Here is a 12,142-nt window from a genome sequence, read left to right as displayed (position 1 = left end):
AACCGAAAAACCCGCCGGTGCAAGCCGGCGGGTTTTTTGGTTTTTGGGGGAGGGGGGCCTTCTTCTCGTTAGTCATGGTCGGGCTTGTCCCGACCATCTGCCAGCCATTGACTTGTATAGATCCTCGGCAGAGGGCCGAGGATGACGACGGAGAGGTTGCAGGTTTGTCAGCAGTCTGGAGAAACCCGCCGGTGCAAGCCGGCGGGTTTTTTGGTTTTTGGGGGGTAACTTTGCAAACGCAGGAACCGCGATGGTTGTTGTTTCCAGAAACAATCCTTAAAGTAGATTGACGATCGCGTTTTACGATTGTTCATGGATGGGGATAAGCGAAGGGCAGGCTGGGAGTGGCAATGTTTGAACTTTCGGAACAAGACTTAAGGTTACTGCGTAAGGCGGTTAAAGAAGGTAAGGTAGTATTGCTGCTCGGGGCTGGAGCTTCTGCAACGTCACTCAACGGACAACGTGAGAATGTTAAGCAGTCGAGAGCGCTAGCTAATCAACTCGCCGAAATGGGTGGATTTTCCCCGGGAGAGGATAGCCTGGCCGACGTTGTTCAGGCGGTTATGTCGCGAGTTGGTGAGGCTAAAATTCATGCTTTGTTTAAGTCTGAATATACACGCACTACTCCGTCTAATGAGTTAAAAGAATTACTTAATTATAGTTGGTATCGAATTTATACTTGGAATATCGACGATACGCTTGAGAACATTGCGCATTCTGTGCAGCGTCGTAGGTATTTTAATGGGCTAAGAGATCAAGTCGCGGACTATGAGGGAATTGAATATCTTCATATCATACATTTACACGGAGAAGCGCTAAAGCCAGAACACGGCTTCATTTTTAGTTCTTTTGATTACAATCAAAGGCTGAATAGAAATCAACATGATTGGTATCGGCAAGCCGTCGTAGATTACACAGCCCATGTGCCTGTCTTTATCGGGAGTACACTAAATGAGCCTATTCTTTCTGCTGAGCTCGATCGAGCTCGTCCAAGCGAGCAGGCGTCATTAGGTACGGCCTTTCTTATTACTCCTGATAAACTTAGCGAAATCAAAAAGGCCCAGTATGCTGCGCGGCGCATTGTCGTGATCGAGGGGGCCCTTAAGGATTTTGTCAATTGGCTCAAGCAAACACTTCCAGACGCGAATACACCGCTTGAAATTAACAGGGCGGAAAATTTATTTATTGATACAATTGCGAAGACAAAGAGAATTAATAATTTTGACTTACATGCAGCAAGTTTTGTTATCCTTCATACTTGGCGAGCTGCAAAGGCTAAAGCTGACGAGCTTCGAGGTGTGGAGCAGCAACAAATCGCTCGAGGTTTCCTTGAGGGGGGGCCAGTTACATTCACGATTGCAGCGAGCGATATCCCTGTATGGTTATCTGCAACTACTGACTTATATTGTGCACTTGAGGCGTCGATCGAATCAGCGGATCGAATGTTCTTAGTATATGGTCAATCTGGCAGTGGTAAAACAACTGCTCTACTTCAGTCTTTACTTAAGTATTCTCGAGAGAATGAATCAAAGGTATTTTATGAAATAAGAGGTGGGGTCAGGTCATTGCGGCAAGCGCTTGAATTAATATTGAAGATACATGAGGACGAACATGTTATCGTTTATCTCGGTGATGCATTTGTATTTGGCGATGGATTAAGCGAAGATGTGTTGAGCTTCCCTAAGGGGAGGATCACGCTTGTTACGAGCGCGCGAACGAGCGAGTGGAGGCAGCACATCGAACGGAGAGTTGGAGGATCTACGACAGCATTTGAGTTTCAGCGTTTTGTTGCAAGTGACTTTGCGGCGTTAATAGAGCGACTGCTCAAATATGTCCCCGCGCCAAAATTTAAACGTATGACGCCAAAAGAAAGACTTAGAAAGTTAGCTCAGTCGCAGGAGCAGCTCTTGATTGCTCTGAAAGAGACGACCGCGTCAACAAAATTTACTAATGTGATTACGGATGAATATGAAAAAATTCGTGATGATAGTGCGAAGCTCGTTTTTTTGATTGTTGGAATTGCAACTCTCGCACGTGTTGGAATATCTAGAGCTGTAGTTAGGGAGGTCTTTAATTCTCTAGATGCATTAATTTCGTTCGACGAAGCCATATTAAAGCTTGAGGGTATTGTTAGCGAAAATAACGATGGTCGACTTGTTGCTCGGCATGAACTATATGTCCGACATATTATAGAGAATGTTGCCAGATTTAATCTTATTGTAGACGCGATTGTTGAGATACTTAGGTCATTTACGAAATTCGAACCCCCTGTTGTTCGGAGTGTTAATCGTCTGGATGCTTTGTTATTTAAGTTTCTGTTGAATCATAACTTTATTGGGGACATGGCTCGTCGCCGCAACGAAGTTGACGAAGGCCTGCGGGTGTACAGAAGTTTCGAAATTGAATTCCAACTTGATGGACATTTTTGGCTGCAATACGGCCAGTATCAGTCGATGTTTGGTGATCTTGAGCAAGCAATGGATTCTCTGAAGAAGTCGATAGCTGCTTACCCGGAGAATATTTTTGCAGTTCACGCCTTGGCAGATCTTCAGCTTAGGGTCGCTCTTGAAAGGCCAAGCTATGATGCGATGACTGTGGCGCTTCTTGGAGAGGCAGTTGAAACACTTGAGGGACTTCACGCAGAGCAGCGCTCTGGCGCTGATTTTTATCCAATTGTTACTTTAGCTGAGCGTCACATACCGGTACTCATCAAGCATGGCCAAAAAAAATCCGCCCGAGCGGCCGCGCAAAGGTACTTCAATCTAATTCAGGCCATGTCGCGTACAGATTCCCAAATCAATCGGGTAAAAGAACGTATCTTTCGATACTATACTCTTGGAACTTGGGACTAAGGTACAACTTCCTGATTCAGAAAATAATGGGGATGTTCCCCCCCCCTTTCATCCCCACCCCCGCCACATAGGTCTCCACCACCGCACGGTCGTCGCCCAGGGTCTGCAGGATGAAGAGTTCGTCGGCCAGGGAGCGGGCGGTCTCGTGGCGGAGGGCCATTTCCGGGGTGGCGGCGGGGTTGAGGACGATGATGTCGGCCTCGGTGCCCGCGTCGAGCGTGCCGATCCTGTCTTCCAGCGACAGGCTCTCGGCGTTGCCGCGCGTGGCCCAGTAGAAGGTCTCGTAAGGGTGCAGGCGCTGGCGCTGCAGCTGCAGCACCTTGTAGCCCTCGTCCAGCGTGCGCAGCAGCGAATAGGACGTGCCGCCGCCGATGTCGGTGGCAATGGCGGTGCGCACGCCATGCCCCTCCAGCCGCGCCTTGTCGAACAGCCCGCTGCCGAGGAAGAGGTTGGACGTCGGGCAGAACACGGCGACGGAGCCGGCCTCGCGCATCACGCCAAGCTCCCGGTCATTCATGTGGATGCAGTGGCCGAGCAGGGTCTTGCGGCCGAGAAGGCCGTAGCGCTGGTAGACGGCGAGATAGTCGGCATGGCCGGGATAGAGATCCAGCGTGTAGGTGATCTCGTTGTGGTTCTCGTTGATGTGGGTCTGAAGGTGGCAATCAGGGTGCTCGGCCAGGAGCGCGCCCGCCACCTCCAGCTGCGCCGGCGTCGAGGTGATGGCAAAGCGCGGCGTGATGACATAGAGCGCGCGGCCCCGGCCATGCCACTCGGCCATCAGCGCCTTGCTGTCGTCATAGGCCGACTGCGCGGTGTCGCAGAGGGCAGGGGGCGCGTTGCGGTCCATCATCGTCTTGCCGCCCAGCATGCGCATGCCGCGCGCCTCCGCCTCGCCGAAATAGGCGCGCACGGAATTGGGGTGGCTGGAGCAATAGGCCACCGCCGTCGTCGTGCCATGGGCGATCAGCGCGTCATAGAAGGCGGTGGCGATGCGCTGGCCGTGGGCGAGATCGGCGAATTTCTGCTCGGCCGGGAAGGTGTGGTCGTTGAGCCAGTCGAGGAGCTGGTCGGCCCAGGAGGCAATCACCTGCGCCTGCGGGAAATGCAGGTGCGGATCAATGAAGCCGGCCATCAGGAGATGCGGCCGGTGGTCGGTCACCGGCGTGGCCGCAGGGGCTGCGGCCGCGACCTCCGCGAAGGGGCCCATGGCGGTGATGAGGCCGTTCTCGATCAGGAGACCGCCATCGGCGTGATGCACCAGCGCGCCGTCGTCATCCGCCCCGTGCGGGCGGCGGAGAAAGGAGACGATGCGGCCGCGCAGCAGCCGGGCAGGGGAAGTAGCCAAGACCGGAATCCTCATGGTTGTCCTCACGCCCCGCGCGCCGGCCGCCGCGCGTGAGGCGGCGGCCGGCGGATGAGGCAAACCTTGAAGTTCTAGTCGGCAGGGCCGGGCGGCACAAGGGCGCCGCGCGGCCATCCCGCCGAGGTGGCTCAGATCGTCAGGAGATGGGCGCTGCCGCCGCTGAGCGTCGCCGTGCTGAGGTCGATCAGGCCGACCAGCTTGACCAGCTGGTCGGCTTCCGGATTGAAGCCGACCGTGGACCGGCTGAGGTCCTGCACGATGTAGGTGTTGCCCTCGAACTGGAACCAGGTCACGCGCACGTCGTCGCCGGTGGCGGCCGTGTCCAGGAGTTTCTGGAACGTCGTCCCGGCCGGCGCCGTCACCTTGGCCGCCACGAAGCTGGCCACCCGTGCGTCATTGACGAGGTCGATCCGGTCGCCCTTGCCCATGCCGGCAATCGTGACGAAGGTCGTCACCCGGCTGCTGTTCAGCGACAGGATCACCGTGTCCAGCCCGCTGCCGACATCGACCATGTCCGCGCCGGTCCCGGTCCTGATCACGTCATTGCCCGCCCCGCCCGACAGGGTGTCGGCCGCGGACCCGCCGGTCAGCGTGTCGTTGCCGTCGCCCCCGGTCAGCGTGTTGGCCCAGGTGGCGGAGCCGGTCAGCACATCGTCGCCCGCCCCGCCGTCCATGGTCACGCTGGCGGCGGCCGAGCGGACAGACAGGGTGTCCTTGCCCTTGCCGCCGAGGAAGGTCACAGGCCCGGTCAGCGCGTCCTTGGTCGTGAGGTCGACACCGCCGGCAAAGCCCGCCGCGTCGAGGACCATCAGCGCAGTCCCCGAGTAGTTGCCCAGCCAGAGCGAGGGCCCGTTGCCCGTCACCTTGATGGTCTGGACGGCGGCACCGGAAAAATCGCCGCCGCCGCCCCGTGGCGGGGTGGTGTCGACGCGGAAATTCACCGTCTCGACATCGGCAATCTGGAAACCGTATCCGCCGACCGTGGCGTCTTCCCCCTTGAGTTCAAAGGTGAAACTGTCATTGGCGCGGGTCGCGGCGCCGTCCACGACGACGGTGACGCCTTCCGTGAAATAGCCCGACAGCTGCAGGGTGCCGCCGGAGGCAAGGCCCTTCACCGTCACCGGCTCACCGACGATGGCCCCGCTCAGGGCAACCGTGGTGATGGCATTCTGCCCGGTGGCATTGAAGGCGGTGACATCGATCGTCTGGGGCGCGGCGATATCCCCCGACGCCACGTCCAGCACCTCGAAGCCGCTGAAACGCGAGGCAGCAGAGGCAAGCGCGCCATTGGCGAAGCTTGCGATCTGGGTGACCAGCCTGTCGACGCCGGCCCCGCCGTTGACGCTGCCGTAGTCCGTTCCGCGGATCGCCAGCCAGTCGTCGCCCGCCCCCAGATCGATCCGCGTGCTGGAGCTGGTCGAGGCCGAGGTGTAGCGGTCGGCGCCTGAGCCGCTGGCAATCGAGGTGTTCAGCATCTCCCGCGTCACCGTCACATTGCCGCTGCTGCCGGTGGCATCCAGCGTGGTGAGGGCCGTCGGCCCGTCGAGGAACAGCACCATGCTGTCACCGGTGATGGTCAGGCTCCGCGCGGCCGCCCAGTTGACCGTCTCGAAGGTGATGATCTCGTCCGCGTCCACGGAAACGCTGGTCGCCCGCGGCGCAAAGCTGGCGATGCTCGACAGGCCGCCAAAGACGCGGATCTGCAGCGAGGTGGCTGTCTCGTCAATGACGTGGATCGCCACGGACGAGGAAGCGAGGTCGAGGTTCAGGGGCCGGGCTGCTGCCTCGACCTTGATGATGTTCGGTCTGTTGGGGTCGGTGTTGCTGGAACTGATCAGCTTCAGGTCCGTCAGGGCGTCCGAGCGGATCGTCGCCTGGAGGGCGGAATAGAGCGTCACCGAGGCGAGCCTGTCGCCGCCGGCCCCCGCCGTGTCCTCGATGACGGCACCGGACCCGCCCAGGGCGGTGACCTCCCGCACGTTGCCGCGGGTCAGCATCGTCCAGGTGCCGGAGGTTTCGGCGTTCACACTCTCCAGCCCGGTCCACGACCGCAGGTCGATCCTCTCGCTAGTGGCAAGGCCATAGGTCAGATAGTCGAGATAGAGGGCCTCGACGTTGCTGACGCTGGCAACCGGCAGGACGGTGTCGCCGGTGCGCATGGCATTGGTCAGGCGCAGGGTGTCGTATCCGGCCCCGCCATCGATCTGGTCGCCGCTCTGGAACGTGCCGCCCGCGCCGGTCGAGACCGTGCCGATGATCGTGCTGTTTGCATCCAGGGCCCTGATCACGTCGTCCCCGGCCGTGAGGATCAGCGCCCCGTCACGGTTCGACATGTCGAGCGGGCTCTTGCCGGTGTAGACCTTGGCAAGATCGGCCGCCGCGACAGCGCCGGCTGCCGTCTTCAGCGCCAGAACCGCGGCGGCGGACTTGGCCTGAAACTCGGCCGAATTGGAGAAGCCGATCAGGATCTGGGTCATCGGCTGACCCGTGGCCTTCCAGGCGGCGATCTCGGCGGCGGAGCCCGCACGGCCCAGCACATTCTGGTACAGCGCGCCGAGCGAGACATCGCTGACGCTGTTGTCGCCGTAGCGGTTCTTCCACTCCTGCGAATTGACAAAGCCGGCCGCCACCTTGGACAGGGCGGTGGCATCCGCGCGCAGGTCCTTCACCCAGCCGCTAATTCCGGTCACGTCCGGCACGCGGCCAAAGGCGGCCTGATAGATGCGGATCACCTGGTCGACATAGGTGACGGCTTCCGCACTGCCTGCCAGTTCGTCCCGGAAACTGTCGAAGCTCCGCACGCCCTTGTCGACGAGATAGGCGTAGGTCGTTGAATAGTAGAGTTCCGGCGTACGCTGCAGAACGTTCTGGAACAGCTGGACAATCCGGTCTGCAGTGGTCATCGCCAAGGCACGCGCCCCCCTTGTTGCGTCAATGGCGTGCGGACCGGGAGCGTCTGGCTGGAGCCACGGCACCCCTTGCGCCGCACGGCTCAGGAATTGTGCAGCGATACAATGGCGGGTCTGGGTTGTGAAGTCCGGATATTGTCATAATTTGCGAGTGTCGACCGGTGTGGGCGGACTGTGGGGGAACCCCGGTCACGCCCTGGGCCTGCGCTGTCGACGCCTGGAACTTAGCCAGGCAGGCGACAGGGCAGGGACGGGGAATCGCTGGTCCGGACCGTTACAGGGTCAGGACGACATTGGCATCATTGCTGAATGTCGAGCCGCTCAGGTCGATGAGGCCGACGAGCTTCACGAACTGGTCGGCGCCGTTGGAAAAGCCGGCGAAGCTGGTGCGGTCGTGGACGGCATAGGTGTTGCCCTCGAACTGGAACCAGGTCACGCGGTTGACGCCGCCGGTGGTGGCCGCGTCGAGATGCGCGGCGAAACTCGCTCCGGCCGCAAGGCTCACCTTGGTCGCCACGAAGCTGGCAACCGAGGTGCCGTTGTTGGCAAAATCCAGCTTGTCGCCGGCGCCCATCCCGGACACCGTCACGAAGTTGGCGCGGCTGTCGTTGTTGACGGACAGCAGCACCGTGTCGGTCCCGGTGCCGACATTGATGAGGTCAGCCCCTTGCTTGGTCTGGAACACGTCGTCTCCGGCTCCGCCGAAAAAGGTGTCGGCCGCGCTGCCACCGGAGAGGAGATCGTCGCCGTCGCCACCAAGGAGCGTGTTGGCGGCGGTGTCCGATCCAAACAGCGTGTCATTGCCTGCGCCGCCCTCCATGGTGATGGCTGCAAGTGACTTGGCAGCGTTCAGGCTGTCATTGCCGCTGCCCCCCTTCAGAACGGCAGCAGTGGACAGCGCGCCGTCAACGGCAACAATGACCCGTCCGGACAGCGCCGAGGCATCAAGGCTGGTCAGGGTCGAGGTCGCGAGACTGCCGATCAGCAGCGATCCCGTGCCGCTGACTGTCAGCGTCTTCAGCGCGTCGGCCGCCATCTGCAGGGTGGGCTGGCCCGACACCCCGTCCAGAACCACATTCAGTGTCTCGACGCCATCAATCCGCGAGAAGCCCGAGGAGAACCGGGCCAACGGACCTTTCAGCACCAGTGTCAGACTGTCGGCCGTGCCTGTTGCCGCGCCCGCGACCTCGAGCGTCAGCGGCACGCTGTTGGTGGCGGTCGTCACCACGGTGCTTCCCGAGGCAAGACCGCTGACCTTGAGTGTGTGATCGATTGCCCCCTGGAACTCGATCGTCTGAATGGCGTTGCGGCCGCCGCTGTTCATAGCACCGACGTCGATGACCTTGTCGGCGGCGGTGGTGCCATTCCGGACGTTGAGGACCTCAAAGCCGCTGACCCTGGACATGATGGCCGTGGAATTGGCTGCGCTCATCGAGAGGGTCAGCGTATCGGTTCCGGCACCGCCGTCGAGCGCCGTGAACTCCGTGCCAACGGCCAGAAGCTCGTCGTTGCCGTTGCCAAGGCTGGCGGATTTGGCAAAGCTGCCGCCAAGGCCAAACTTGTCGGCGCCAGAGCTGCCAATGAGGGTGGCGGTCACAAGTTCGACGCCGATCAAGGTCACGCCCCCGCTGTTGGCCGAGGCATTCAAGCTGGTCAGGCGTTGAGCCAGGTCGAAGTCCACCGGCAGGGTGAGGCGGCTGTCGCCGCTGACTGTCAGCGTGCGCAGGCTGGGCATGAAGAGTGTGGTGAGGGTCACCGCCTCGTCGGCTTGCACGGTCAGCGTCTCTGCCTTGTCAAAGCCAACGCCGAAACTGGAGGCGGCACCGGTGGCCTTCAGGGTGACGGCCGTGGTCTTGTCGTCGAAGACACGCATGTTGACCAGGTTGTTGGCCGAAACGGTCAGCGCTGCGCCCGCCCCGTTCGCCTTGACCGTGATCGGAGCCGACACCTCGGTGCCACGGATGTTGGCAAGGCCGAGATCCGTCAGCGCGTCGGAGGTAATGGTGCTCGCCCCGCGCACGCCGTTGAGCGACACCGAGGCAAGCTTGTCCGCGCCGGCCCCAGCCTTGTCATCCAGCGTGACGGTGCCGCCGCCGGTCACCGTGACGCTGCGCACATTGCCGTTGCTGGTGAGGGTGAGCGCGGCGTTGGCCTGATGCTCCACGGTGACGGTCTCGAGCCCGGTCCAGGTCTGCACGTCCGCGGTGGTCGCGCCCGAGCTGGTGCTGCGCAGGACCAGCGCCTCGACATTCTTGACGCTGGCCGGCTGCAGCGCCATCAGGCCGCTGGCCGTGGAGTTGGTCAGGGTCAGCGTGTCATTGCCCTGTCCGCCGTCGATCGTGTCGAGACCGCCGAAGGTCTGGTCTGCGGTGCCGTCGACAACGCCGCTGATCTTGTCGGCGCCGGAGGTGCCCACCACCGGGTCGGCCACCCGTGTCAGCACGATCTGGCTGCCGCCAAACCCGAGATTGAGCGCACTGGTGCCGTTGTAGACGCTGGCGAGATTGGCCGGGCTCACGTCGCCAGCGGCTTTCTTCAGTCCAAGGACCGCGGCAGCGGAGGCATTCTGGAACTCTGCCGAGTTGGAAAAGCCGATCAGGATCTGCGTCATCGGCTGGCCCGTGGCCTTCCAGGCGGCGATTTCCTGGGCCGATCCGGCGCGGCCCAGCACGTTCTGGTACAGGGCACCCAGCGAGATATCGCTGACGCTGTTGTCGCCGTAGCGGTTCTTCCACTCCTGCGAATTGACGAAGCCGGCCGACACTCGCGACAGGGCGGTCGCGTCGGAGCGCAGCTCGTTCACCCAGCCGGTGATGCCGGTGATGTCCGGCACGCGGCCAAAGGCGGCCTGATAGATGCGGATGACCTGATCGACGAAGGTCACGGCCTCGGCGCCGGCGGCCAGATCGTCACGCGCCTGGGTCAGGCTGCGCGCGCCGCTGTCCACCGCGGCCACCAGGCTGGACAGCTCGGCTGCCGTCGGCTGGCGCTGCAGGATGTTCAGGAAGAACTGCTTGATCGTGTCCGACGTCGCCATGAGGAAACTGCCTTCTGCTCGAGACCGTTGGGTCAGGGTTTTCATGCTGGATCTGAGCGGAAGGCTGTCGTTGCTGGCCGCCCCGGGTCTCCTGCGCTGCCCGGTCCGAAAGCCGAAAAGTCACAAGCCCCTTAGCGATAGTATGAAGCGCAGGGCGTGGGAAGTGTGACGGGCGACACTTGTCAGGAAACGCAGGGGCTGCCGTGGCTGCGTCAGGGGGTGGACAACCCGCCCTCGGCCGCATCAAAGGCGCCGGCGCGCACCAGGTCGGCAAAGCGCCCGCCCTGCGCCAGCAGGTCGGCAAAGCGCCCCCGCTCGACGATGCGGCCCTCTTCGAGGAACAGGATCTGGTCTGCATCGCGGATCGTCGACAGGCGGTGGGCGATGATGAAGGTAGTGCGCCCGGCGCGCAGGTGATCCAGCGCCCGCTTCACCTTCGCCTCCGTCTCGGTGTCGAGCGCGGAGGTGGCCTCGTCGAGGATCAGGATCGGCGCGTCCTTGAGGAGGGCCCGGGCGATGGCGAGCCGCTGGCGCTCGCCGCCCGACAGGGCCTTGCCCTGCTCGCCGCAGCGCGCGTCAAACCCCTCCGGCCGGGACAGGATGAAGCCCGTCGCCTCGGCCAGGTCGGCGGCAGCGCGAATGTCGGCATCGCTGGCGTCCGGCCGGCCGATGCGCAGGTTCTCGGCGATGGAGCGGTCGAACAGCCCGGCATTCTGCGCCACCACGGCGATCTGGCGGCGCAGGCTGTCGAGGGTGACATCGCGGATGTCGGTGCCGTCGATCAGCACCCGGCCTTCCGCCGGATCCCGCAGGCGCTGCAACAGCGCCAGTGTCGTGCTCTTGCCCGAACCGGTCGGGCCGACCAGCGCCACCGTCTCGCCGGGACGGGCCTCGAAGTCGAGATTACTAAGCCCGGCGCCGCCGTCGGGATAGCGGAAGGAGACGCCCTCGAACACCACATGGCCTTTTGGCACAACAAGCGGCCGCGCGCCGGGCTTTTCCGGCAGGTCGCCGGCGGCATCCAGCACCTCGAAGAACTGCTGCATCGCCGGCGCATCCAGGAACAGGCGGGTGACGAAGGCGGTGATGTTGTCGAGCCGCCCGATCAGCAGCGTCGCAAAGCCGACGAAGGAGACGATCTCGCCAACGCTCACCTCGCCGCGCGCATGCAGCACGGTGCCGAGCGCGAACATGGCCACGATGGTCAGCGTCGAGGCGGCCCGGGTCAGGATCGAGGTCATCGCCCACCAGGTCAGCACCGGGTTCTGCACCGCAAGCAGCCGGCCCATCAGCTCGCGCAGCGCCTGGGTTTCCTCCTGCAGCCGGGTAAAGCTCTGCACCAGCGTCACGTTGGCAATGACATCGCCGACCCGGCCCGAGAGCGCGGCGTGATAGGCGGCCGCATCCGCCTGGCCCGCCTGGGTCTTGCGCATGACGAGGCCGTTCAGGACCACATAGACGACCATCAGCGCCAGCAGCAGCGCCGCCATCTCGGCATTCATGGAAAAGGCGACGGGCAGCAGCACGGCGAGCGACACCAGCGCCGTAACCTGCTCGCGGAAGGCCGACAGCCAGAGCCCGAACAGGGTGTCGGAGCCCTTCAGCATGACGCCGATCAGGCGGCCCGACTGCGCCCCGCTGTGAAAGCTGCCGGGCAGGCCGATGACATGTTCAAAGTAGCGGCGCATGACCGCCAGCCGCCGGCGATGCGCCAGCCGGTCCGCCTGCAGCGCCACGAAAACGCCGGCGGCGACCGAGAGAAAGCCGAACAGCGCCCACAGCCCGACGAGACCGGCGGCCGCTTCGCCTTTCGTCAGCGCGTCGATGACCGCACCGAACAGCAGCGGCTCGGCAAACTGCACCAGCGCCAGCGCCGTCCCCGCGACCGCAATCAGCCCGGCCAGCCAGACCTCCGGCCAGAGCAGACCGAGCGCGCGCCAGTAGATGCGGAGAAAGGACATGGGACAGGGTCTCGGCGTGT

The 12,142-nt window shown here is 62.1% G+C and carries 5 protein-coding genes; 1 reads left to right on the top strand and 4 read right to left on the bottom strand.

Annotation, left to right across the window (positions count from 1 at the left end; all coding sequences use genetic code 11):
- The first annotated feature begins 350 nt into the window (after window positions 1-350).
- Window positions 351-2,852 carry a P-loop NTPase gene (locus GWI72_RS07700; RefSeq protein WP_161708284.1) on the top strand — a complete coding sequence of 834 codons (2,502 nt, stop codon included), beginning with the start codon at window positions 351-353 and terminating at the stop codon, window positions 2,850-2,852.
- Window positions 2,853-2,868: 16 nt separating this feature from the next.
- On the opposite strand, the gene guaD is transcribed toward GWI72_RS07700, so the two are convergent.
- From guaD to GWI72_RS07680, 4 genes are all read right to left on the bottom strand, one after another.
- Window positions 2,869-4,197 carry a guanine deaminase gene (gene guaD, locus GWI72_RS07695; RefSeq protein ID WP_244314218.1) on the bottom strand — a complete coding sequence of 443 codons (1,329 nt, stop codon included), beginning with the start codon at window positions 4,195-4,197 and terminating at the stop codon, window positions 2,869-2,871.
- A gap of 146 nt (window positions 4,198-4,343) precedes the next feature.
- Window positions 4,344-7,118, bottom strand: coding sequence for a DUF4214 domain-containing protein (locus GWI72_RS07690; protein ID WP_209000070.1), 2,775 nt, complete (start codon window positions 7,116-7,118; stop codon window positions 4,344-4,346).
- Between the two features lie 280 nt (window positions 7,119-7,398).
- Window positions 7,399-10,161 (bottom strand): DUF4214 domain-containing protein, encoded by a 2,763-nt coding sequence (locus tag GWI72_RS07685; RefSeq protein ID WP_161708281.1) that lies wholly within the window; start codon window positions 10,159-10,161, stop codon window positions 7,399-7,401.
- Window positions 10,162-10,373: 212 nt separating this feature from the next.
- Window positions 10,374-12,122, bottom strand: a complete 1,749-nt coding sequence (locus GWI72_RS07680; RefSeq protein WP_161708280.1) for a glucan ABC transporter ATP-binding protein/ permease — start codon at window positions 12,120-12,122, stop codon at window positions 10,374-10,376.
- Window positions 12,123-12,142: the final 20 nt, after the last annotated feature.

This window comes from Pannonibacter sp. XCT-53, from assembly GCF_009915765.1.
GTDB classification, from domain to species: Bacteria; Pseudomonadota; Alphaproteobacteria; order Rhizobiales; family Stappiaceae; genus Pannonibacter; species Pannonibacter tanglangensis.
This window is presented reverse-complemented; position numbering and strand designations above follow the sequence as displayed.